This window comes from Pedobacter frigiditerrae (assembly GCF_032678705.1).
Taxonomy (GTDB): domain Bacteria; phylum Bacteroidota; class Bacteroidia; order Sphingobacteriales; family Sphingobacteriaceae; genus Pedobacter; species Pedobacter frigiditerrae_A.
On the sequence record NZ_JAVTSS010000001.1, the window covers coordinates 440134 to 465305 of the forward strand.

At 34.1% G+C, this 25172-nt stretch carries 23 protein-coding genes; 12 read left to right on the plus strand and 11 right to left on the minus strand.

Annotation, left to right across the window (positions count from 1 at the left end; translation table 11 throughout):
• Positions 1–5: 5 nt before the first annotated feature.
• The 10 genes from R2Q59_RS01930 to hisG form a co-directional block, all read right to left on the minus strand.
• Positions 6–1211, minus strand: a complete 1206-nt coding sequence (locus R2Q59_RS01930) for a redoxin domain-containing protein (protein ID WP_316783236.1) — start codon at positions 1209–1211, stop codon at positions 6–8.
• Between the two features lie 43 nt (positions 1212–1254).
• Entirely contained in the window at positions 1255–2154 is a 900-nt protein-coding gene (locus tag R2Q59_RS01935) for a WD40 repeat domain-containing protein (protein ID WP_316783238.1), read from the minus strand.
• 82 nt (positions 2155–2236) lie between these two features.
• A complete protein-coding gene (gene hisIE / locus R2Q59_RS01940; protein WP_316783241.1) occupies positions 2237–2824 on the minus strand; it encodes a bifunctional phosphoribosyl-AMP cyclohydrolase/phosphoribosyl-ATP diphosphatase HisIE in 588 nt (195 codons plus the stop codon).
• 150 nt (positions 2825–2974) lie between these two features.
• The gene (gene hisF, locus R2Q59_RS01945; RefSeq protein ID WP_316765341.1) at positions 2975–3730 is read right to left on the minus strand and encodes an imidazole glycerol phosphate synthase subunit HisF; all 756 of its coding nucleotides are present in this window, start codon (positions 3728–3730) and stop codon (positions 2975–2977) included.
• A gap of 297 nt (positions 3731–4027) precedes the next feature.
• Positions 4028–4777, minus strand: coding sequence for a 1-(5-phosphoribosyl)-5-[(5-phosphoribosylamino)methylideneamino]imidazole-4-carboxamide isomerase (gene hisA / locus R2Q59_RS01950; RefSeq protein ID WP_316783243.1), 750 nt, complete (start codon positions 4775–4777; stop codon positions 4028–4030).
• A gap of 2 nt (positions 4778–4779) precedes the next feature.
• Positions 4780–5394, minus strand: coding sequence for an imidazole glycerol phosphate synthase subunit HisH (gene hisH / locus R2Q59_RS01955; RefSeq protein WP_316783246.1), 615 nt, complete (start codon positions 5392–5394; stop codon positions 4780–4782).
• 168 nt (positions 5395–5562) lie between these two features.
• Entirely contained in the window at positions 5563–6696 is a 1134-nt protein-coding gene (gene hisB, locus R2Q59_RS01960; RefSeq protein ID WP_316765344.1) for a bifunctional histidinol-phosphatase/imidazoleglycerol-phosphate dehydratase HisB, read from the minus strand.
• The gene (gene hisC / locus R2Q59_RS01965) at positions 6696–7736 is read right to left on the minus strand and encodes a histidinol-phosphate transaminase (RefSeq protein WP_316765345.1); all 1041 of its coding nucleotides are present in this window, start codon (positions 7734–7736) and stop codon (positions 6696–6698) included. The genes hisB and hisC overlap by 1 nt, the downstream gene beginning before the upstream one ends.
• A gap of 81 nt (positions 7737–7817) precedes the next feature.
• Complete coding sequence (hisD, locus tag R2Q59_RS01970; RefSeq protein ID WP_316765346.1) at positions 7818–9101, minus strand: histidinol dehydrogenase; 1284 nt, start codon at positions 9099–9101, stop codon at positions 7818–7820.
• A 68-nt stretch (positions 9102–9169) separates the two neighbouring features.
• Positions 9170–10021, minus strand: coding sequence for an ATP phosphoribosyltransferase (hisG, locus tag R2Q59_RS01975; RefSeq protein WP_316765347.1), 852 nt, complete (start codon positions 10019–10021; stop codon positions 9170–9172).
• Between the two features lie 272 nt (positions 10022–10293).
• Here hisG and R2Q59_RS01980 point away from each other — a divergent pair, with 272 nt between their 5' ends.
• From R2Q59_RS01980 to R2Q59_RS02000, 5 genes are all read left to right on the plus strand, one after another.
• Positions 10294–11874: a L,D-transpeptidase family protein gene (locus R2Q59_RS01980; protein WP_316783248.1), complete on the plus strand. Its 1581-nt coding sequence runs from the start codon at positions 10294–10296 to the stop codon at positions 11872–11874.
• Between the two features lie 244 nt (positions 11875–12118).
• Positions 12119–13633 carry a S41 family peptidase gene (locus R2Q59_RS01985; RefSeq protein WP_316783249.1) on the plus strand — a complete coding sequence of 505 codons (1515 nt, stop codon included), beginning with the start codon at positions 12119–12121 and terminating at the stop codon, positions 13631–13633.
• A gap of 103 nt (positions 13634–13736) precedes the next feature.
• Positions 13737–14192: a DUF1801 domain-containing protein gene (locus tag R2Q59_RS01990; RefSeq protein WP_316783251.1), complete on the plus strand. Its 456-nt coding sequence runs from the start codon at positions 13737–13739 to the stop codon at positions 14190–14192.
• Positions 14193–14210: 18 nt separating this feature from the next.
• Positions 14211–14762: a DUF4287 domain-containing protein gene (locus R2Q59_RS01995; protein WP_316783253.1), complete on the plus strand. Its 552-nt coding sequence runs from the start codon at positions 14211–14213 to the stop codon at positions 14760–14762.
• A gap of 117 nt (positions 14763–14879) precedes the next feature.
• Positions 14880–16415, plus strand: coding sequence for a L,D-transpeptidase family protein (locus tag R2Q59_RS02000; protein ID WP_316783255.1), 1536 nt, complete (start codon positions 14880–14882; stop codon positions 16413–16415).
• A gap of 79 nt (positions 16416–16494) precedes the next feature.
• Here R2Q59_RS02000 and R2Q59_RS02005 read toward each other — a convergent pair whose 3' ends face one another.
• Positions 16495–17262: a murein L,D-transpeptidase catalytic domain family protein gene (locus R2Q59_RS02005; RefSeq protein WP_316783257.1), complete on the minus strand. Its 768-nt coding sequence runs from the start codon at positions 17260–17262 to the stop codon at positions 16495–16497.
• A 328-nt stretch (positions 17263–17590) separates the two neighbouring features.
• Between R2Q59_RS02005 and R2Q59_RS02010 the strand changes: the two genes are divergently transcribed.
• From R2Q59_RS02010 to R2Q59_RS02040, 7 genes are all read left to right on the plus strand, one after another.
• Positions 17591–19633 carry a BatA and WFA domain-containing protein gene (locus R2Q59_RS02010; RefSeq protein ID WP_316783259.1) on the plus strand — a complete coding sequence of 681 codons (2043 nt, stop codon included), beginning with the start codon at positions 17591–17593 and terminating at the stop codon, positions 19631–19633.
• Positions 19630–20895, plus strand: coding sequence for a dihydroorotase (locus tag R2Q59_RS02015; RefSeq protein WP_316783261.1), 1266 nt, complete (start codon positions 19630–19632; stop codon positions 20893–20895). Before R2Q59_RS02010 ends, R2Q59_RS02015 begins: the two co-directional genes overlap by 4 nt.
• Positions 20885–21559 carry a hypothetical protein gene (locus R2Q59_RS02020; protein ID WP_316783263.1) on the plus strand — a complete coding sequence of 225 codons (675 nt, stop codon included), beginning with the start codon at positions 20885–20887 and terminating at the stop codon, positions 21557–21559. Before R2Q59_RS02015 ends, R2Q59_RS02020 begins: the two co-directional genes overlap by 11 nt.
• 22 nt (positions 21560–21581) lie before the next feature.
• On the plus strand, positions 21582–22169 hold the full coding sequence (locus R2Q59_RS02025) for a DUF4199 domain-containing protein (RefSeq protein WP_316783265.1): 588 nt from the start codon (positions 21582–21584) through the stop codon (positions 22167–22169).
• 134 nt (positions 22170–22303) lie between these two features.
• Complete coding sequence (locus tag R2Q59_RS02030; RefSeq protein WP_316783267.1) at positions 22304–23254, plus strand: glycosyltransferase family 2 protein; 951 nt, start codon at positions 22304–22306, stop codon at positions 23252–23254.
• Positions 23255–23330: 76 nt separating this feature from the next.
• Entirely contained in the window at positions 23331–24299 is a 969-nt protein-coding gene (locus tag R2Q59_RS02035; RefSeq protein ID WP_316783269.1) for a glycosyltransferase, read from the plus strand.
• The gene (locus R2Q59_RS02040; RefSeq protein WP_316783271.1) at positions 24296–25171 is read left to right on the plus strand and encodes a hypothetical protein; all 876 of its coding nucleotides are present in this window, start codon (positions 24296–24298) and stop codon (positions 25169–25171) included. The genes R2Q59_RS02035 and R2Q59_RS02040 overlap by 4 nt, the downstream gene beginning before the upstream one ends.
• Position 25172 lies beyond the last annotated feature (1 nt).

Sequence of the window (25172 nt, forward strand, 5' to 3'; positions counted from 1 at the left end):
GAATTTTATCTGCTTTGCGATATTATTAGGTCGGTAATATCTTTCACTAGCGAAGTTGAATACCCTTCTAGACCATAAAGCACTTTCCCATCCTTACCAATAACATACAGAGTTGGGGCTGCTACAACATTGAATCGCTTCTCTATAGCTTTTCCACCTATTACATTTAACGACTTAATGTTCCTGTTTTTTAAGAATGCAGCAAGCTTATCCTTGATAGGGTCGTCCAGGGTATTAACACCAATGATAACCACCTGATCATCCTTGAATTTGGAATGCAATTCTTGCAACGCCATCATCTGCTCAACGCAAGGAATGCAAGACTTGAACCAAAAATCCATGATGACGATCTTCCCGGCAAAGTCAGTCGAATTCACTGGCTTTCCTTCAATTGATTTCAATTGCCAAGCGGGTGCCTTGCTACCGATTTTCAATAAACTTTCGGGGTTATCTATTTCTTCTATATACTTTTTTTCAAGAACATAAGACATGGATGACTTCTCAAAACGCTTAGGGTCGATCTTGTTATTGAGGACGATATTTGTTAACCAGTATTCAAATAGTTGTACCTGTTCAACCTTTCCAAGTGGTTTTTTGAAACTAGCGGTCATCTTTACTGGTAAGAAGGAATCGGTCTGAACATAGTAAACGAGTTCTGTGCTGCTTCCTGAAGGATTGTTTGCTTCAAACTTGAATTTATAACAGTCTTTTCCTTCTACCGATTCGGTACCAAGCATTTTCAGCTTGCTAGCCAAAGCTGGCTTTAGGTAAGCACGAAGTTGGCTTTCTAGATAGAAAAAAAGGGGAGACCATCCTGCAGTACCTTTTCTATTCTTGATCATCAAGCTATCTTTGACCGCATCGGCCACCTCGAGATTCCCATTCCAGGTGCTGTTGCTATATAAATGATTTCCATCAAATATGGTGTGGACAGAGTTCTTCTCTGTGGGATTCGAAACTATTTTGTACCCTATTAGTGCATCTTGAGGGTTGGCTTCAAAACCGTATTGAAATTTTCTGTAGCTAACGCTCGTATCTTCACCTGATGTCATTGTAGAATTGCGGCTATGGAAAAGGTATTCTCCAGATTGGATGTTTTTAACTGCTTCACTAACCTTCTCCAATATAACTTTGGTTTCTGGAACTTGCCCCTTTGAAGCTATAGCTGTGATACAGAGCATCAAAATAATGAATATAGATCTAAATTTCATTTGCTTTTGTATTGTGTATTAAAGCTATGGATAAAAAATGATATTACAGCATCATCTCCCAAACCATTACTTTTCTATCATCTCCTGTAGAAATTAAATACTTTCCATCCTTACTCCAAATTATTTTATTGATGGAATGCGTGTGCCCAAATTCACCTTTATCTAAACTTAGAATTTTATAAAGTTTAAAGTTTTCTGCATCCCATAGTTTGATGCTTTTATCCTGACTACTTGTTGCAAAATAGGGTAGGGTTGGATGAAGGATAATGTTGTAAATGGTAAACATGTGTGCAGGGATAGTTTGAACCAATTCATAGTTTGGCAAACTCCATATTTTCAATTGCGCATCCCGGCTTCCAGAAATTAAGTATTTGCCAGTAGGATGATAAGCTAGAGAAGTAACAGGTAAGGAATGACTTTCTAATGTTTGTTTTAAACTGTAATCAGCTAAATTATAAATCCGAATTAAGTGGTCTTTGCAACCGAAAGCGATTTCAGCTTCATCTGGAGAAATTGCAATGCACCTAACCGTATCATAAGCTACTTGAAAACGATAGATTTCTGAAAAATCCGATAAAGACCAAACAGCAACAGAGCCATCTTCACCTGTGGTTAATAATTCATTTTTGCCTTTGGCTATTTGAATATCAAATATTGGTTTTGGATGTGCATTTATTCTAGTGATAATTTCCTGTTTTGTCAAGTCGTAAACACTAAATGCTCCACTTCTTTCGGCAATAAACAGCAAATTATTATAGCTAAATAAACTATAAACAGAACTTTGTACAGGTATTTTAACCTTCACAAAAGCTAACTTTTCTAGTGACCATTCTACAATACCTTTGTCATTTCCAGCGCTATAGAAAATACCATCCTCACCAGCATTTGCTAGAGCATATACTGGGTTTTGGTGACCAGGAAAGGTATGTAAGTGTTTGAGCATTGTTTTCGTATTGCGTAATGAGTATTGCGAATTGCGAATTGCGATTGGATGTGTCTCAAATCTCACATCTCAATACTCATATCTATTTGTGTCTACTTTCTAATTTCTTGGCAATATCTTGAATAGATAAACCTTTTTCTTTTAACAAAAACATTAAGTGAAAAAGAAGGTCAGAGGCTTCTCCAATCAAATCTTCTTCAGTTTCCGCTAAGGCTGCAATCACAGTTTCTACACCTTCTTCTCCAACTTTCTGCGCTATTTTATTCAAACCTTTATTGCGCATTTTATTAATGTATGAGCCTTCTACAGGATTTTCATACCTATCATTAATAATATTTTCTAATTCAAAAATAAAGTTTTGATTGTAATCTGTTTTGAAACAACTTCTGCTACCCGTGTGGCAAGTTGGGCCAACCGGATTTGCCTTAATTAATATCGTGTCATTGTCACAATCGATATGAATAGATTTTACGAAAAGGAAATTGCCACTTTCCTCACCCTTGGTCCATAAACGGTTTTTAGAGCGAGAATAGAAAGTTACTTTACCTTCGACTTGTGTTTTTTCAAATGCTTCGGCATTCATATAACCTAACATTAAAACTTCTAAAGTTTGTTCGTCTTGTATCACTACAGGCACCAAGCCATCACTTTTCTCAAAATCTATATTCATTGTTTCTATCAAGTTTCGTCATTGCGAGGCACGAAGCAAACTTCTTTTGTCATTCCGACCATAGGAGGAATCTCAGAATTTGTATTATCTACATTGAGATTCTTCGTTGCACTCAGAATGACAAAAACGTCGCAATGACGAGTTATTTTTTTATATTCTTACAGGAATTCCGTTCCTTCTCAATTCTTGTTTTAAATCTGGGATTAATATTTCACCATAATGAAACACCGAAGCTGCTAACGCAGCATCAACACCTGCTTTTTGAAAAACTTCTGTAAAATGTTCAGTTTTTCCAGCTCCGCCAGAGGCGATGATTGGAATATTAATCATCTTATTTATTTTGCCTAACAAATTGCAATCAAAACCCTGTTTAGTACCGTCATGGTCCATAGAAGTTAGCAAAATTTCTCCAGCACCTAAATCTTCAGCCTTTTTAATCCAAGTTTCAGTTTCTAGTTCGGTAATTAATCTTCCCCCATTTAGGTGGACTATATTTTTGCCATCAATATGTTTAGTATCAACTGCTAAAACCACAAACTGAACACCAAATGTCTTGGCTAAATCTTCAATTAATTGTGGGTTTTTAACCGCTGCAGAATTAATACTAATTTTATCAGCACCAGCATTTAATAATGCTTCTGCATCAGCAATTTCGCTTATTCCACCTCCAATAGTAAAGGGAATGTTCAATTGTCTAGCAACTGATTTCACCATCTCAATCATCGTTTTACGACGTTCGTGAGTAGCTGTAATGTCTAAAAATACTAATTCATCTGCTCCTTGCTTGGCATATTGTGCAGCTAATTCAACTGGGTCGCCAGCATCACGTAAATCAACAAAGTTGATGCCTTTAACCGTACGGCCATCTTTTACATCAAGACAAGGGATAATTCTTTTACTCAGCATATTTTTGCGTTTGTCATGCTGAGTTTACGAAGCATCTCATTTAGAGATTCTTCCTTCGTCAGAATGACAAAAATAATTAGGGGGTTTAATTTATTTTCTCGAATATCCAATAATGGTTAAAATAATGCCTAATACGCAAGTAGGGCACCAAAGGATAAAGCAATACTTACCAGTAATACTCATTAGATGGCTTGTGTTTCCTGTGAATGAAAACATAAAAACACCCCATATTCCCATAAGAACAGCAAGAATAATAAGAGAAAAACCACCAATTGTAAGTTTTTTATTTAATTCCATTTATATCGAACTCAAAGCTTTCAAATTCCACTCTTTAATCTCCTCAATAGAAATTCGGTTCTCATAAATTGCTTTACCAACAACTACACTTCTAATGTCGTATTTAGCCAATTCATAAATATCTTCCATTGAGCTAACTCCACCAGATGCAATAAGTTTAATAAATGGCGAATGGTCTAACAATTTTTTATACAAATCAACCGCTGCTCCACCCAACTTTCCATCCTTGCTAATATCAGTACATAAAAAGCGGAAAAAGCCCAAGGCAAGGCACTTGTCAACATAATCCATCAATTTTATTGGAGAACTTTCCATCCAGCCCGAGTATTTGATTACTTCATCCAAAACATCAATTGCAATTACAATTCTATTCGCGTAATCATCTTTTTTAGCAAAAGCTTTGCTTAAATCAGGTAAGAAATCAGGATTACTGATGGCCTGTGTGCCGACAATAACACGATGAATACCAGCATCTAATAAATTATTTACCTGTTCAATGGTTCTTATTCCGCCACCATATTGCACCCGCATCTCAGTTTTTTTAATGATCTCGAATAAGGTCTTTTGATTGCTAAAATCGCCTTTGGCGCCGTTTAAATCGATAATATGAATGAAATCTGTGCCATTAGAACGGTAACGCTCAATCATTTCTTCGATAGAAACATCGTATTCTGTTTTCTGGCTATAATCGCCTTCACGTAAGCGGACAACTTTTCCGTCTAAAATATCAATTGCTGGTATAATGTACATTATTATATACTAAGGTTTGAAAAGTTTTTCAATAAGCGTTCACCTGCTTCACCAGATTTTTCTGGATGAAATTGAACGCCATAAAAGTTATCTTTTTGTATTGCTGCCGAAAATTTGTTTCCATAATTAACAGCTGCGATATCAAATGTAGGGTTATATTCAATAAAATAAGAATGCACAAAATAAAACTGTGTATCCACAGGAACATCTTCAAACAGTGAATTGTTTTTAAAATCAACATTATTCCATCCCATATGAGGAATTTTGATGCCTAAATCTTTGTTAAAAAGTTTGGTGTTTAACGGAATGATATTCAAAAGATTAGCATCACCTTCTTCAGAATGTTGAGTGATGAGTTGCATACCTACACAAATGCCTAAGACAGGTTTTGTTAAAGCTTTAATAGCATTCACTAAACCAGTTTGTTCTAGTTTTTTCATCGCAGCACCAGCATGACCAACACCAGGAATAATAATGTGACTATATTTTTCTAAATCAGCCTCTGTATTTACCATTCCGTAAGTAATATTTTGCCTTTCTAAAGCTGCGGTTAAGGAAAAAATATTTCCCGCTCCGTAGTTTACTATGCCAATTGTATTTATCTTTTTTTCTTCCATTTTAATAATTTTTGGAAAATGAATGTCAGTTTTTCATTGGTGCTGTAGTCCTGCTATTCGCTTTACTCCTCCCGATGAAAAATCGGGATCCGTGTTCGCTACTATCAGGTTTAGAATTTAAAGTTTGTGCATTAAAACCTTCAACCTTCCACCTCTCAGCCCTCTACCTTACAACACTCCCTTTGTGCTCGGTAAAACCATCTTTTCTGCATCACGTTTAACCGCCATTTTAATTGCCTTTGCAAAAGCCTTAAAGATAGCTTCTATTTTGTGATGTTCGTTTTCGCCTTCTGCTTTAATATTTAAATTACATTTTGAAGCATCGCTGAAAGATTTAAAAAAGTGGAAAAACATCTCGGTAGGCATATCACCAACTTTCTCACGTTTAAATTCTGCATCCCAAACAATCCAGTTTCTGCCACCAAAATCTATCGCAACTTGCGCTAAACAATCATCCATTGGTAAACAAAAACCATATCGCTCAATGCCTAATTTATTACCTAAAGCTTGTGCAAAAGCTTCACCCAAAGCAATTCCAGTATCTTCAATGGTATGGTGTTCATCAATATGCAAATCGCCATTGGCAATTACATCTAAATTCATACTACCGTGTCTGGCAATTTGGTCTAACATATGGTCGAAGAAATTTAAACCAGTTTTAATGGTTGCTTTTCCAGTTCCATCTAAATCTAAACCAATGGTTATATCTGTTTCATTCGTTTTACGAACGTGATTTACTTTCCTAGCACCAGCTCTTAAAAAAGTATAAATATCTTCCCATTTTTGAGTTTCTAGAGCTATTACATCAGCTAACGTTTCGTATTTGTCCAATGCTTCTGTACTTCCTAAAGCATCATTTTGACGTAAGAAAATTGCTTTTGCACCTAAGTTCTTTGCTAAAATCACATCGTTTAATCGGTCGCCAATTACGAAAGAATTTTTCAAATTGTAACCTTCTCCAAAATAATGGGTTAATAAACCAGTGTGAGGTTTGCGAGTTGGTGCATTATCTCTCGCAAAAGTTCTATCAATTACAATTTCACTAAAAACAACACCTTCGCCAGCGAAGGTATCTAGCATAAAGTTGTGTATTGGCCAAAAGTTTTCTTCTGGGTTTGAAGGAGTTCCCAAACCATCTTGATTGGTTACCATTACCAAATCAAAATCTAACTCTGTTGCAATTTTAGAAAGATAATACAATGACCTTGGATAAAACTTCAGCTTTGCAAAACTATCTACTTGTTCATCATCTGGTTCAATGTTTAATGTGCCATCACGGTCTATAAACAATACTTTTTTCATTATATCTTTTCTAAAATGCTAATTAACTGATTATTTTCTTCAACTGTTCCCACTGTAATTCTTAAGCAACCTTCGCAAAGCGATACTTTTGAACGGTCGCGAACAATTATGCCTTTATCTACCAATAAATTATAAGTTCCTAAAGCATCATCAACTTGTGCCAATATAAAATTAGCATCTGAGGGATAGACTTTTTTAACCAATGGAAGTTTTGTTAGTAAATTACTCAATCTATCTCTTTCTGAAACGGTAATTTTAATCCAATCATTTACTTGTTGAATATTTTCTAAAGCAGCCAAAGCCAAGTCTTGTGTAGCTTGGTTGATATTGTATGGTGGTTTTACTTTGTTTAAAATATCAATAACTGGTCGTGATGAAAAAGCCATTCCTAAACGTAAAGCTGCTAATCCCCAAGCTTTAGAAAACGTTTGTAGGATTACCAAATTCGAGTATTCAGTTAATTCCTGTATAAATGTTTTCTGCTTAGCGAAATTAATATAAGCTTCATCAATTACTACCAATCCTTTAAAATTGGCCAAAATTGTCTCGATATCTGTTCTGTTGATAGAGTTTCCAGTAGGATTATTTGGTGAACAAATGAAAATCATTTTGGTATTCGCATCAATAGCTTCTGCGATTTTCTCTAAGTCCAGTTGAAAGTTTGGTAATAAATCTACTTTCCTAATTTCGACATCGTTAATGTTTGCTGAAACCTCATACATTCCGTAAGTAGGCGGAAGAATGATGACATTATCCTTTCCGGGATTGCAAAAAGCTCGGTACAATAAATCAATTGCTTCATCGCTACCATTTCCTAAAAAGGTATTTTCGATAGGTACACCTTTAATTTTGCTAATCGCATCCTTTAAATCTAGCTGTAATGGGTCTGGATAACGGTTGTAGTTTGCTGGCAGTGGAGAACCGAAACTATTCTCATTTGCATCTAAAAAGACACTTGCTTGTCCTTTAAACTCATCTCTAGCGGTAGAGTAGGGTTTAAGGGTTTTTATATTTTCTCGTTGTAAATCTTTAATATCCATTTTTTTGGGGGGATTTGAGATGTGAGAATTGAGATATGAGACCTGATCCGTTCTATTTTCTCAAATCTCATATCTAACTTCTCATATCTCTTTTAATCTTATACTTATCGCATTTTTATGTGCTTGTAGTCCTTCTGCTTCTGCCAAAACTTCAACTGTGTTGCCTATATTTTGTAAACCTTTAGCTGTTAGATGCTGAAAAGTGATTTTTTTGAGGAAAGTATCAACTGAAACACCAGAAAAGGCTCTTGCAAAACCACTGGTTGGTAAAGTATGGTTTGTTCCTGAAGCATAATCTCCTGCACTTTCTGGTGTAAGGTTACCTAGAAATACAGAACCTGCATTAATGATTAATGGAATAAGTGGCTCAAAATTTTCAGTTGCTAGAATTAAATGTTCAGGTGCATAAGTGTTACTAAAGTCCATAGCTTCATTTATTGTTTCAGCAAATATTGCATAAGAATTTGCAATTGCTTTAGCAGCAATGTTTTTTCTTGGTAACTCAGCTAACTGTGTTTCAATGGCAAAAAGTACATCAGCAATTAGCTGTTTAGAGGTGGCAACTAATATCGCTTGACTATCAGTTCCGTGTTCTGCTTGCGCTAATAAATCAGCTGCAACAAAAGCAGGATTTGCAGTTTCGTCAGCCACGACTAAAACCTCAGATGGACCCGCTGGCATGTCAATTGCAACTGTGTTTTGAACTAGCTTTTTTGCCTCGGTTACATAGCGATTTCCTGGCCCAAAAATCTTGTCAACTTTAGGAATTGTTTCAGTTCCAAAAGCCATAGCGCCGACTGCTTGAGCACCTCCAACTAAGTAAACTTTTTCTATGTTTAACAAGGTTGAAACGTAAGCGATATAGGTGTTAATTTTGCCATCACTTTGTGGTGGAGAACACACTACTATTTCTTTGCATCCAGCAATTTTTGCAGGTATGCCAAGCATCAAAAAAGTACTCGGTAAAACTGCTGTTCCGCCTGGAATATAAAGCCCAACTTTTTCAATTGCTCTGGCTTCTCTCCAGCAATTTACACCTGGCATTGTTTCAATTTTAGCCTCGGTTTTTAACTGAGCTTCGTGAAATTTATAGATGTTTTGATAGGCTATGTCAATGGCACTTTTTACCGTTGAAGGGATTTGACTAGCTAACTCAACTAGTTCTTCTTTGCCAATAAAAAGTGAAGATAATTTAACTTTATCAAATTGTTCTGCGTAGGAGAGGAGTGCTGCATCGCCATCAGATTTTACTGTTGCAATGATGTTTTCAACTCTAGAAATCACTAAATTATCGTCTTCAACGGTGCGTGAACACAGTTCTTCAATTTTTTGTTGAGTTAATTCTTTATAACTATAGAGTTTCAATGTCTTATGTTTTAAATTTAACTATTAGTTAATATAAAATATGGCGTTTAAATCTATTTTTTGCTGATTTATGTAATGATTTTCTCAATTGGCATCACTACAATTCCTTCGGCGCCTGCTAATTTTAGGCCATTAATTTTTTCCCAGAAATCTTCCTCGGCAATTACAGAATGTACGGCAACCCAACCTTCTTCGAACAATGGAACAACAGTAGGACTTTTTACGCCAGGTAATAAATCAACAACAGCTTGTAGGTTTTCTTTAGCAACGTTTAGTACCACATATTTTGTTGCTTTTGCTCTTAGTACAGATTGAATTCTTTGCATCAATTCTGCAACTTCTGGATTATCGATTATCGATTTATTTCCGATTAAAACAGCCTCAGATTGCATCACATCTGCGAAAGGTTTTAGTCCATTATTTTTTAATGTTCCGCCTGTAGAAACGATGTCGAAAATCGCATCACTTAAGCCTAAACCTGGGCCAATTTCTACCGAGCCAGATATCATTCTAATCTGCGCATCGACATTGTTTTCTGTAAGATATTTTTGTAAAATTACAGGGTAAGAAGTGGCAATTGCTTTGCCATTTAATTGCGATAATTCTGTGATATCACTAGTGCTTTGAACAGCAATTTTTAGGGTGCATTTTCCAAAACCTAAAGGTTGCAAATAGGATACATCTGCACCTGCTTCGATGATTACATTTTCACCAACAATACCTAAATCGGCAATGCCATCTTGAACATATTCTGGAATGTCATCATCTCTTAAAAAAAGAATTTCTAGAGGGAAATTAGCAACAGTTGCTATTAACGAACTTTTGTAGTTTTCGAAAGAAAGCCCACAATTTTTAAGAATTTCTACTGATTTTTCGTTTAACCTACCCGACTTTTGGATAGCGATTTTAAGTGTTTTCACTTGTTATAAAATTAGGAATAAGAAATATTGAATCTGTCTAAAAACCGTTTTGCGTACAAAACATACTACTATCTATCGCCACAATGGCGATGGTGTAAATGTACGTGATGGTTTAAAACTTGGATCATTATATTGCTTATCTTTCCGTAATTTTGTTGAGAAGATAATGCAAATATAGCTTTGTAAATTTAAAATCAAAACAATATGGCATTTAATTTGAAGTATATTCATTGCTAATCAATGTGATTAGCATGTTAAATACCAATAATAAATTGAAGAAAACGCTCCTTTTTGCCTTGTTATGTTTGTTTTTGAGTTCTTGTGGATGGTTTAAAGAAAAGCCAGAAATAGCTACATTATTGGCAAAACATTTTGATGACAAACTCTATAATAAATTCGATACTGCATTTTACAATCCAATTTTCAGTAAAAAACTGGACGAATTGAGTATTTCTTTATCCAACCCTAAAACCACAAAGGCATTTTATTCGGCTCACGAAAATAATCCAGTATTAATAACTAGGTTTTATACCAATGGTGGTTTAGATAGTTTAAAAAGCTATATTGAAAGGAGTACAGCTGATGGTTTTAATCCAGAAGTATTTAAAGTAAAAGAACTTACAGAACTTATAGCAACATTAGATGCGAACAAATTTAAGAGCATTGATGAAGTTTATCCGCTTATAGCAGAATTAGAGATTAAAACGGCAGATGCTTTTTTAAGATATGCTAGTTTCACTAAATACGGGATAATAAATCCACGCAAAATATACAACCGTTATTACATCAATGTTCATCGTCCGGATAGTTTAAGAATGGATTCACTTTTGAATACAACTGATATTGTTTTATCCTTAAAAAATGCACAACCAAGCTCAAAAAGCTATTTAGACTTAAAAGCAATGCTAGCTTTTTATCGCGATAGCATTGGAAACGAAAATGACCAGGCCATTAAAACCATAAAATTGAATATGGAGCGTTTGCGTTGGCAATTACCTATTAAAACTGATGAGGTAGTTGCAGTTAACATTCCTGATTTCTCCTTAACTTGGTTTAATAAACAAGATACTTTGGCGCACATGAATGTATGTGTTGGTGGTAAAAGAGAGTCGACCTATGCAGAAAGAATGAAGCTCTTTTTGAAATCTGGAAGTTTAGACGACAAACCAAAAAACCACGAAACACCTCAATTGGTAAGTGTTTTTAACGCAATACAAGTAAATCCAATTTGGAATATTCCAGTAAGTATTGCACAAAGTGAAATTTATTGGATGGCAAGAAAAGACCCTTATTATTTGTCAAACAGCAACATCAAGGTTTATTACAAAGGCAAACAAATTTATGAACCTGATACTATACAATGGAATAAATATTCGAGAGAAAAGTTGCCATTTACATTTAAGCAAGGCTCTGGGGAAGGGAACGCTTTAGGGAAGTTTAAATTTATTTTTGACAATAGCTCAAGTATATACCTGCACGATACAAACAACAAATATGGTTTCAAGCTAGCAAATCGAGCAATTAGCCATGGGTGTGTACGAATAGAAGATCCATTAAAGTTTGCAGAACTGATGGTTAAAGATAAATATCAATATGACCAATTACGAATGGAGGTTAATTTGCCCCCAATTGATACCAATAGAAATAAGCAGTATCAAAAAATATTAGCTAAAAAAGCAGATACAACCAAGGCTTTTCAACTAAAACCATCTTGGTTTGCTACAAGAAAAAACGTAGCTGTTGTTATTAGTTATTACACTTGTTGGGCAGAAAATGGCAAAGTTCAATTTAGGCCAGATGTATATGATTATGATGGAATTCTTTGGGATGCCATTAAAAAATATATGCAGTAATTGTTTGCTAGTCTTTTCAGATTATGTAAATTGGAATTAGCTAAAAAGCGAAATTGTAATAAATAAAATCATCCCAAGATTTTTAATTACAAACGTTTAATATTTATTAACATATATATTAAACAAACAATAATTCAGAATTATAAAAGCTATTTATTTTTCTATCCATTTTTTAAGGGATTGATTTCCTGTTTTTAAATGGATTTTTGCATCATAATACTATTACCCCAACTTAACAATATTAATGAAAAACATAATAGCGCTTATCTCCTTTTTATTATTAACAAATAGCATGTTCGCTCAAAAATCTTATGAGGCTAAAATCGGATACACAAGACTAAAATCAGATTTAGATTTCTTTTGCAGCATTCGGAAAAAGGCAAATTCCGGTCTATATAAATACAGAACTGTCGCTCAGATAGATAGCGCAGAAAAAGCAGCCTACAAAAATCTTTCTGATCAAACAACATTAAGAGAATTTTTTAATATCATAAACGAATTGGCAGACTTTGAAGGCAGTGTACATAACGATGTCGCTTTTTCGGCGAAAATTGCTAATGAGATCATTACCGATTCTGTTTATTTTCCTATTCCAATAAAGGTTATTGATGGGAAAATTCGTGTTAATAGCAATAATGCAAAAATACCGCTTGGTGCAGAAATTCTTTCAATAAACGGAATAAATTCAACAGAAATACTAAAGCGAAATTCCATTTATTATACAACTGATGGCTTTAGCACCGATGCTAAAACATTTGCACAAGATGGAGTATTCTCAAGTTCTTTATTTTATTCAAATGGGAAAAAAGATTCTTTTAAAGTAAACTTTAAAATAAATGGAGATAACATAGTGAGAGAAGTTATACTTACGCCTGTAACTCGTAATGTATTCGCCATAATTTCTCAAAAAAAGCATTCAATTACTTTGGATAGTATTTATAAAAGTTTAACTCAAATGCCTTACAATTTTGAAATTGTAAATAAAAGCACGGCGAAACTTAACATTCGTTCTTTTGAAATTGGTGAAAATGCAAAAGACCCCAAACATTTAAAGTTTGTGAATTTTTTGGATAGTTGTTTCATCGCTATTAAAAAAAATGCTGATATGAAAAACTTAATAGTTGATGTTAGAAATAACAGAGGTGGAACTGACCCCAACGATATGGTGGCATTTTCCTATTTAGCCAACAAACCTTTTCGTGAAAATATTATCGCTTTTTCAAATTTTATAAAAATACCGAGTTGGAATAATGTAGATTATAAGGCTTTCTTCTTGAAGAGAATTTTAGCTAAATGGATATATCAGAAAAAATTAAAAAAGGCATTTCCCGTAGCTAAAAATGGTGTTTTTTATCAAGGTAATGATGATAATAAGTTAAGATATCCAAATGAAAATGCATTCAAGGGACAGATTTATTTACTCATAAACCCAAAAGTAGCTTCTGCCGCTAGTATGTTTGCCGCTATGGTTGCAGGGAACACAAATGCCATTATAATTGGACAAGAAAGTGGTGGTGGTTACTATGGACATAATGGTCACATACCTATAGGGTATATTTTGCCTAATAGCAAGATTAAGTATCAATTCTCTATTGTAAATCTAAATCAAGATGTTCCTATTAAGAAAAACCAACCCTTTGGCAGAGGCATAATTCCTGACTATAAGGTTGAACAAACCTTAACGGATTTTTTAAATCACAAAGACACGCAGATGGATTTTTTATTGAAACTTATTGATGATAAGAACAGAACAAACTAAAAAGTTCAAAACATCATATTTTATCAATTAAGTAGCCAATTTATAAAACATCGTAAACTCTTTTTATAAATTAAGAATAATGTATTAAATTGAATAAAAAACCATGCAAGCAACTGGAAAAACTGTAGAAGAAATTCTAACTAGCCTTCCTAAAGACAGGGCTGAACCATTTAATAAACTACACGATATCATTGTAAAAAACCTTCCCAAAGGTTTTGAGGCAGGTATTAGTTACGGTGGATTAGGTTATATTATACCGCATTCACTTTATCCTGCTGGTTACCATTGTAAGCCAATCGAACCGCTTCCGTTTGCAGGAATTGCTTCTCAAAAAAACTCTATAAATTTTTACCATATGGGAATTTATTCGGAGCCTAAATTATTTGATTGGTTTGTAAGCGAATATCCAAAACATAGTAAGCAAAAGTTAGATATGGGAAAAAGTTGTGTTCGCTTTAAAAAGTTGGATGAAATTCCGTATCAGCTCATCGGAGAATTAATGACGAAAATGACTGCGCAAGAATGGATAGATCTTTACGAATCTAAACTGAAAAAATAGACCTTAATATTGAAGATTATGGACAAAGCAACACAAACAATGATTGATAACCTGGCTAAGAATACAGGTAAAACTTTGGAACAATGGATAGCTATTGTGACCAAAGAGAATTTCGCAAAACACGGAGAAATTATTAAGTTTTTAAAAGAGACACACGGTTTAACCCACGGTTTTGCTAATTTAATTGCTCATAAAGCAAAAGGTTCTGATGCAGGTTCAGCTGAAAATCCAGACGAACTGATTACAAAACAATATCAGGGAAAAGAAAGTCTGAAGCCTTTTTACGACAAGTTAATGAGCACAATAGCAGAATTTGGTAAAGACATAGAAATTGCACCTAAAAATACTTATGTAAGTTTAAGGAGAAAAAAGCAATTCGCTACATTAAACCCTGCAACAAAAACACGTTTTGAAATAGGTATAAATCTAAAAGGACAAGAACCATCAGGGATATTAGAAGCTGAAAAACCCAATGCAATGTGCTCGCACAAAATAAACTTGACGGATATAAGTGAAATTAATGAAGAAGTGATGGGATGGATAAAATTAGCCTATAACAACGCTGGATAAATGTCGATGAATTTTAATGAGAGACTTTTTTTTCTTAATATCATTTATTGAGTATTCATAATGAAAAAATAATTCTTCATTTTTCAAACAAAATGGACTTAATTTCATTAGGTCTATATGAAGTTTACAACCTACCCTAAATTATATGCTCCACAATTCATTTTGCTTGGAGCTTTGTTTTTATTTCTTTTGCAATCTTGTAAAAAAAGCCACTCAGACATTGGCGCTGTAGTTTTTAAAGAAACTAGAAATAAAATCTTTAAAGACATAGAAACTGAAACTTTTGTAGAGAAATTCAAGACTACATTTGAAAAACAAGAAAAGCAGTACAGAAACCCAAAGTTTCTAAGAGCATTTTACGAATCTAATGATTTCGAGCCAGTTCTGTTAATGAAGAATTTGCGTAAAGACAAATTAAAAGAAGCAATTGCAGTTCTTAATAATTCCACTGCTCACGGTTTAGACCCAGCTATATTTAAAACCAGCGACTTAAATGAGCTGATGGAAAAAACCTACAACAAAAAGGAGATCAAAACGCTTGATGAAGCTTATCAAGTTTTAATTGATTTAGAGCTTTCTGCAGCAAATTCTTTGAGTAATTATAGCAATGCGCTGCAGTTCGGAATAATTAGCCCTAGAAAAATATATGCCCAATACTATACAGCAACAAAAAGACCAGATAGTGTAAGTTTTTTACAAGTTTTTCAGACTTCGGATATTAAGAACTTCTTAGATAGCATCCAACCGAAAGAAAAACAATATGTGGCTTTGCAAAAAGCATTGCAGGATAAAATTGTTTTTCCGGGCATTAGTCAGGAAGAAACCGAAAGAGTTTTAAAGGTTAATTTAGAACGTTTAAGGTGGAAAAATTTACCAACTGAAGATAAGTATGTTTGGGTAAATATTCCTGATTTTAAGTTAGATGTCATGGAAGACGGAAAATCTGTACTAAATATGAAAGTTTGTGTGGGCGAGGGAAGGGAATTAGGTAGTAAGGATAAATTAGTGGAGTACGATGAAAATGACTTAAAAAAAGATAGGCCATTTAATAGAGAAACACCACAGCTCAAAAGTATGATTCATAGTGTGCAGGTTAATCCTGTTTGGAATATTCCTGAAAGCATAGCTACTAATGAAATTACCAAATATGCAGCTAAGGACCCTTATTATTTAGCTAACAATAATATTGATGTTTTTGAGGATGGAAAGCTTGTAGAAGACCCAGAAACAATTGATTGGTCTGCTGCTGATGCTGGCAAGAGATATGCTTTTAAGCAACGTCCTGGCGATGATAATTCCTTGGGGAAAATAAAATTCTTGTTTCAAAATGAAAGTAGCGTTTACTTGCATGATACCCCTGCAAAAGCGGCATTTGCTTTATCGATGAGGGCGGTTAGTCACGGTTGTGTGAGATTGGAAAAACCACTAGAATTAGCTGAAGTTTTGTTTGGTAAGGGAGCTAAATATGATAAAATTAAAACTGGTATGGAAAGTGAAAACCCAGTCGCAACTGATATCGGTTTGCCAAAACAAGTTCCTGTTTACCTAACTTATTTTACTTGTTGGGCAGATGAAACCGGAAAACTTCAATTTAGAAAAGATATTTACGGATTGGATATAGTACTTTTCACCTATTTGCAAAGGTTAGCATAAATCAAACAGTATTTAAAACCACATAGGCACATAGAAATAAATCTATGTGCCTATGTGGTTATTTTTTTGATACTATACTCTAATCCATCAAATGTGTTGTAGTGTCTAAAGCAAAGTTTGCAGCTAACGTTTCATCTAAATATTTAGACGAATAATTATTAACGCTTTTGTTGATGAATAAGACAGTTTTATCACCAATGGTATTAATTACTTTATCAGCAACTTCTGGCGCAACCGCAGGGCAACCTTGGCTACGACCTAACCTACCTAAAGCATTAATCGTTCCTTCGCTTACATAAGGAGCGCCATGCACTACGATAGAACGGCTTCTAGCATTGTCGTTGAAGCCTAAATCCATTCCATCAAGTTTAAGCGACCTGCCGTGAATTCCTCTGTAAACTTCTCCAGTTACATAAAAGCCTAAACTACTTGTAAAGGAATCGTTTTTATTAGAGAAATTAATAGCCTCATCGTTTCCACTTTTTTGCCCGTGAGCCACCCAAGTGTTTAATAAGATTTCTTTTTTATCTAAATCGATAATGTACAATCTCTTTTTAGTGCTCGATTGATCAAAATCTGCAATAGTTAAAATAGCCTTGTTTGACAGCTGACCAGATTTTTTCAAATTGTAAAATCCAGTAATGGCTTTTTCAAATACAGGTAAACTTAGCCCTGCTTCTTTCAAATGCACAGCAGCATACAACGTATTTATGTAATTCATATAAATACTGTCTGTTGTAATTACTTGTTTTGGTTTTTCGCTTTTGTCTGTTGATTTAAAACTGCTAATGGTTAAGCAAAATGCGATGGATAATAATCCAGTTATTCCTAAAATGTATTTTCTCATAGTTTTTCGGTATCTCGTTCACAATAATCTAGTATGAGTTTCTTTTTATAAGCTTTTAGTTTAAGTGTAATTAATAATCAAATATACTAAATTGTTATGATGATAAAGTATAATAGATGTTTGCTTACCGTTCTGTGACTTTTATATTTTATTGATTATTAGTCGATTATGTTTTAAAGATATATTTATTCTTAGAAGGAGTATGTTTTATGAGTGTTTTAACAACGATAACTTAGTACAATAAGATTATCCCTATCTTTAATCAACTTTGGTAAGTTTTCGTTTACCAATTCGCTAAACTGTATAATTTTTCTATCTTTGATTTTTAATGAATTTCCTTTATCCGGGCTTTCTTTTTGCGCTTTTTGCGGTCGTTATACCGGTCATTATCCATTTATTCAATTTCCGGAAATTTAAAAAAGTCTATTTCAGCAATGTTGCCTTCCTAAAAGAGATTAAAGAGCAAACATCGTCTCAAGAAAAGCTTAAGAATCTTCTCATTTTAATCAGTCGCATTTTAGCAATAACATTTTTGGTTTTGGCTTTTGCACGTCCTTTTTTACCTTCTGGGAGTAAAATAGACCAAAGCAAAGGCAATATTGTAAGCATTTATATTGATAACTCTTACAGTATGGAAGCAGTAAATAAAGAGGGAAGTTTGTTAGATGAAGCCAAACGCAAGGCGAAAGAAGTAGTAAAGGCCTTCCAGATTAATGATAGATTTCAATTACTTACCAACGATTTTGAAGGCAAACATCAACGATTGTTAAATGCTGATGAATTATTGCAGGCTGTTGATGAAGTTAAAATTTCATCCGCCAGTAGAAAATTACAGCAGGTAATTAACCGGCAACAAAGTGTGTTTACAGGTGCAAGTAATCGATTTGCTTATGTGATTTCTGATTTCCAAAAGGGATTTGCTGGAGAAGAACCTATCAAAACTGACGCAAATACGAATGTTTCCTTAGTTAAGTTAAATGCTAATGATTTACCAAACGTAGCAGTAGATAGTGTTTGGTTATTGTCGCCTGTTCATCAAGCTAATGCTACAGAGAAATTGGTTGTTCAGTTGCGGAATTATGGCGATGAAGATGCAAAAAACATATCAGTAAAGCTGAACATCAACAAACAACAAAAGGCAATTAGCAGTTTAAATATCCCAGCAGGTAAAACTGCAAGCGATACACTTTCTTATAGTGGCTTAGTTTTAGGCTGGCAAAAAGGAACAATGAGCATTAAAGATTTTCCTTTAACTTTTGATGATGACCTCAACTTTAGTTTTAAGGTAAGTGCCGACCAAAAAATATTGAGCATTAATGGGCAACAGGGTGGAAAATACATTAAAGCTTTGTTTGGAGCTGATGCTTATTTCAAATTAACTGAAATGCCAGAGGCGAATATCAATTATTCTGCTTTGCAAAATTACAGTCTTATTGTTTTAAATGGTTTAAAAAATCCATCAAGTGGTTTAGCGCAAGAGTTAAAGTCTTATATATCGAACGGCGGTTCAGTAGTAGTTTTTCCAGATTTAGATGCAGACAAACAAGTTTATTCAGCATTTTTAGGAGCAATAAATCTTCCGGCGGTTGCCGAATTAAAAACAACACCTAGTAAAGTGAGCAGCATAGAATTAAAACATCCATTATTTAAGGATGTATTTGAAACATTGCCACAAAATTTAGATTTGCCTCAGGTTAATCGCTATTTTAGTTTTGCAGAAAATAATAACAGCAATAAAGAAAATCTGCTTCAATTGCCAGCAAATCAATTGTTTTTTGCCAGATATCCAATAGGAAATGGACAAGTTTATTTATCGGCTACCGATTTAGAAAACGAAGACAGCAACTTTGCCAAACATCCAGTATTTGTGCCTTTGATGTATAAAATAGCTTTTGCTAGTGCAAAAGAGCAGCCAGTTTATTATACGGCGACAAAAGATAATGTGCTAGAAAGCGAAAAAATAGAACTGGGCGCTAATCAATCTTTAAAATTGGTGGCTGATAATTTTGAAGTGATACCAGAAATGCGACAAAGCAATGGAAAAACCTTGTTATACATTGCCGACCAAGTTAAAAGAGCTGGTTTTTACGATGTTAAAAAAGGAGATTCTACTTTAGCGGTTGTCGCTTTTAATGATAATAGAACAGAATCTGATATGCATTATACTGCTCAATCAGATTTACAAAAGTTGTTTGGTAAACAGCAGGTTGCGTTTTTAGACCCAAAATCTGACAGCATTGCTTCTGCTGTTTCTGCAAAAAATAATGGAACAGAGTTATGGAAACTTTGCCTAATTTTGGCCTTAGTTTTTATAGCGATTGAAATATTATTGGTCCGATTTTATCATATTCAAACCCATACAAATCAATGAACCTCTTAATCAAGGGAATTACAATTGCCGACCCTAACAGCGAGTTTAACAATCAAACTGCTGATGTACGAGTTGAACACGGAAAAATTACAGCTATTGAAAAAAGCTTATCTCCATTAAAAAGCGAACAAGTTTTTGCAATTGAGGGTGGGGTACTTTCTCCAGGATTTTTCGATTTAAACTGTATGATAGGCGACCCAGGTTTGGAAACAAAAGAAGACATACAGACTGGAACTGCTGCCGCAAAAGCAGGCGGATTTACGGGATTGGCAGTTCTACCAAACACAAAACCAGTTGTTCAATCAAAAGGTGAAGTAGAATATATCCTTAACAGGGCAAAAAATAACTTAGTTGATGTTTTTCCAATAGGTGCAATTAGTCACGATTTAGAGGGAAAAGAATTAGCAGAGCTTTTTGATATGAAAAATGCTGGAGCCGTTGCTTTTTCTGACGGGAGTAAAGCGATTAGCGATGATGGATTTGTGAGCAGAGCATTACAATATTGCTTAGGTTTTGGTGGTTTGTTAATGCTTTATCCAGAAAATAAATCTATCGCTGGCAAGGCGCAAGTTAACGAGAGCAAAAACAATGTATTACTTGGAATGAAAGGTGTTCCGACACTGGCCGAAGAAATGCAGATTTCTAGAGACATATTCTTGGCAACTTATCATGATGCGCCTATTCACATCAGCAATATTTCTACTGCAGGCTCAGTTGCTTTAATTAAAAAGGCGAAAAAAGATGGCGTTAAAATAACCTGTGATGTTGCGGCTCATCAATTGGTGTTTACTGAAGATTTGTTAAACGATTTTGATAGCAATTATAAAGTTAAACCGCCATTGCGTGGCAAAACTGACCAAAAAGCATTAATTGCCGGTTTAAAAGACGGTACAATAGATGCAATTTCTTCACAACATCGTCCTCATGAAATAGAGTTTAAAGATGTAGAATTTGAAATTGCAGCTTATGGCATCATCGCTCTGCAAACTGTTTTACCTTTACTTTTACAAGCTGGTTTAGATGCTAATTTAATAGCAGAAAAACTGTCCATCAATCCTAGAGCGATATTAAACTTAGCAATTCCAACTATCAAAAAAGGAGAAGTAGCAAACTTTGTGATTTATCATCCTGCTAAGAGATGGGAATACAATGTGGCTAACAACGCCTCAAAATCTAAAAATTCACCTTTGTTAGGTAAAACCTTAACAGGAAAAGTTGAATTAGTGTATAACAACAATCAATTTCAAAAATATGAACAGTAGTGTAGAACAAGCGCTGGTTGCGGCATTAGACCAATATGCAGCAGTTAATAGTATAGATTCAGTTGCCATTGAGCAAAGATTGGTTGAGGTTTTTGGTAAGGACATGAACTTCTTGGAGAAAGTTGCTGAGTTTGATGAGGTTTTTGATGAGCATCCAAAATTTGATGAATTGAGAGAAGTATTCTTCGATTTATTGATGATTAATTTCTTTACCAGTGATGTAAATAAACTAGAAGAAGATTATCTGGAATCGAAGGAATGGGAAAAAATTGAAGATGAAACCATTGAGCGTGGAACAGAGTTGTTAAACTTGTTATTATACATCAATGAATGCCACGACGAAGAAATTAAGCCAGGTTTAGAAGACTTTTTAAAAGAATTTTTATTGGTTGAAGAAGATGAGTTTCAAGATGAATTTCACATTTATGAAGATTTAATCAGTAACCAACAATTAGCTGAAAGTAGTGTGGAAGATATTTGCAGCAATGCAGATATTATAGAAATGAGTGAAGAAATGGAAGAACTTTTTGTGCCATTCATGACTTTCTTCTTGCAGCCAAAAACAAGCGAAGAAACACAGCAAGAATTGATTAAGTATAGTAATAACAAAAGTTTTGATGTTGCAGTTTATGCTTTAATCACTAACTTTAATAAAAATAGATAAACCTAAACCTAAACAAACAAAAATGGAAACAACAACTAGTGTTAACTTAAAGACCGAGGCTCTAAAGAATGGAGCAATTTGGGGCGTAATTAATATAGTTATATTTTTAGTATCATGGTATGCAATGCCAAGCTTGATGAGTTCTTACCTTTATTCTGGCCTACTTGCAGTTATTGGTATTGCTTTAGCTGTTTTCTTCTGTATAGATATGAGAAAAAAAGCTGGAGGTTATTGGACATTTGGCGAAGCTCTATGGAATATTTTTGTGATGTTTTTAATGTCGATGGCTATTGTATTTATCTTTAATATTTTGTTTGGCAAATTTATAGACCCAACTTACCCTGTTAAAATGAAAGAAGCGGTTATGGCTAAAACCCAATCTACTTACGAAAGTTTAGGGATGGATGAACAGACTTCTGAAGCAGCATTGGAAAAAGTTTCAGAAAGTTTAGATAAACAGTTTAGTCCTACTTTTAGTCAAGCAATAGTTGGTTTTGGTATATCTTCTGTACTTTATTTTATCGGAGCATTGATATTTGCTTTGATATTTAAAAAGAGTAATCCTAATCCATTTGCACCTGTCAATGATGAAGAGGTGAGTACGCAATAAACCTCAATAACATAAGTTTAATAACGTGCAGGTTTTATCATATAATTTGATGAAATTTGCACGTTGTTTTTTAAGCGTATTTTGATTTAAGAAGATTTATCTCAATACGCAATACTCAAATCTCAATACTATTAATGGATATATCAGTTGTAGTACCACTATATAATGAAGATGAATCGCTACCCGAGTTAGTTTCTTGGATAGATAAGGTAATGAATGAGCATAATTTTTCTTACGAAATTGTGCTTGTTGATGATGGTAGTACTGATAAATCTTGGGCAGTAATTACGCAGTTAAAAGAAACCTTTGCAGGTGTTAAAGCCATTAAATTCAGAAGAAATTATGGTAAGTCTGCTGCTTTAAACGTAGCTTTTGAAGTTACTCAAGGTGATGTAATCATTACAATGGATGCCGATTTACAAGATAGCCCTGATGAAATTCCAGAATTATATCGTCGTATTAAAGAAGAAAATTACGACATCATTTCTGGTTGGAAAAAGAAACGTTACGACCCAATAACTAAGACTATCCCTACTAAATTATTTAATGCTGCAACTCGTAAAATGAGCGGTATTCAGTTAAATGATTTTAACTGCGGTTTAAAAGCTTATAGAAGTGATGTAGTTAAAACCATTGAGGTTTATGGCGAAATGCATCGTTATATCCCTGTAATTGCTAAATGGGCAGGCTTCACTAAAATAGGGGAACAAGTTGTAGAACATAGAGCTAGAAAATATGGCACTACCAAATTTGGTATGAGTAGGTTCGTTAATGGCTTTTTAGATTTACTTTCCATCTTTTTTGTAGGTAAATTTGGCAAACGCCCAATGCACTTTTTTGGCTCTTTAGGAGTGCTTAGTTTTGTACTAGGTATTATAATGGCACTTTATATCATGATTGAGAAGAAAATTCTCATTTGGAATAACTTGCCTTATAGAGATTCTACCGACCAGCCTTTATTTTACTTGGCATTAGTTGCCATTGTTGTAGGTTCACAAATGTTCTTAGCAGGATTTATCGCTGAACTAGTTGGCCGTAATGCAACAGAAAGAAATCGTTATTTAATAGAAAAGGAAATAATTTGATGTAAAATGGAAGAGGTAAGATGGAAAATGTAACTGTCCATTTGCCATTTGCCATTTTACATTTTACATCTCTACTATGTTTTTCTCCATCATCATTCCTCTTTATAATCGCCCACAAGAAATTGATGAGCTTTTACATACTTTAACCAAGCAAACTTATATGCAGTTTGAGGTTTTGGTTATTGAGGATGGCTCTGTAAATGATGCTGCCGATATTGTTGCTTCTTATGCAGACAGGTTAGACATCAAATATTTTGTGAAACCAAACGCCGGACAAGGCTTTGCTAGGAACTTCGGTTTTGAACGTGCCAAAGGAGATTATTTTATCATTTTTGATTCTGATTGTTTAATACCAGAAGATTATTTAGAAATAGTTTCGGCTAACCTTTTTGAACATCAACTAGATGCTTATGGTGGTCCTGATGCTGCTCATCAAACTTTTACACCGGTTCAAAAAGCAATAAGTTACGCCATGACTTCGCCGTTTACCACAGGCGGAATTAGAGGGAATAAAAAACACATAGGTCAATTTCATCCACGTAGTTTTAACATGGGTGTTTCTAGGGAAGTTTATGAAAAGGTGGGTGGCTTTATTTTAACCCGTCTAGGAGAAGACATCGAATATAGTATCCGCATTCACGAAAATGGGTTTAAAATCGGATTAATTCCCGCTGCAAAAGTCTATCATAAAAGAAGAACAAGTTTTGCTCAATTTTATAAACAACTGCACTTTTTTGGAAGGGCTCGTATTAATATTTACAAACATTTTCCTTCAGAATTAAAACTAGTACACTTCTTCCCAGCTGTATTTACCGTTGGTTTGGGCGTTATGCTTTTGTTAAATGTATTTTATCCGCCATTGGCTTACATTTGCAATTTCCTCTTCTTGCTTTTCTTTTTGTTGATATTTTTTCACGCTTGGCAGGTTAACAAATCAATAAAAATCGCATTTTTGAGTGTTATTGCATCGTTTATACAACTCTTCGCCTATGGCTTAGGTTTTATACAAGATTTTTTTAAAAGAATAATATTTAAACAATCATGATAGACTATTTAAAGGAAAGCACTTTTGCAGTTAAAGATGTGATTATGCAAGCGTGGAAAGTAACTCGTGATAATTACTTTTCTATCGCAACGCTCTGCTTTTTAATCTTCATTACTGCCTCAACATCTACCTTTATGGCTTTTTTTATGGGAGAGCTTAATATTGGAATTAGGATAATCATGTTGTTGATGTTTATTTTAAGTTACTGTGTGGTAGAGCTTTGCTTGATAAAATATATTTTCCATTTATTAGACCACGAAACGGAGGAAATAAAAATCATTGAAACATTACCAACTCGTTCTGAAGTTGTTAGATTTTTAATTGGAACAGTATATTTTGGGCTCAGTATATTTTTAGTAGGCGTATTGTTAATGCCTATTCTTTACATTTTAGACCTTATTTTAAAATTTGCGGTTAACCAAGGCTTAATAGATAATTTCACTTATGCGGGAAAGGTAATCGTTAATATTGCGGTTGGCATTGCTGTTCTAAGTATCTTTTTCACCTTCATTAGGATTGTGTTTTTCCCATTTTTCATTATCGATAAAAAAAGTACCCCCTTTGAATCTATCAAGTTAAGTCTAGCAACTACAAAAGGTAACTTTATCAAGTTGTTATTCATTTTGGCTGGTTTAGTGTTAGTGCAAGCTGTGGTATTTGGCTTTTTCTATGTTGTAGTTTTAACAGGTTTTAGATTGGTTAATTACTTTTTTGATTACGATATCAATCAATATGTATCCTTAATTGTTGTGGTATTTAGTTCCTTTGTAATTGTACCGTTTACTACTGCTTTTTTCACAGTGGCTTATCGTAAAATTATGAACGAATACAAAGGAGATGAACATCCTGACATTATTCATAATATCGTTTAAA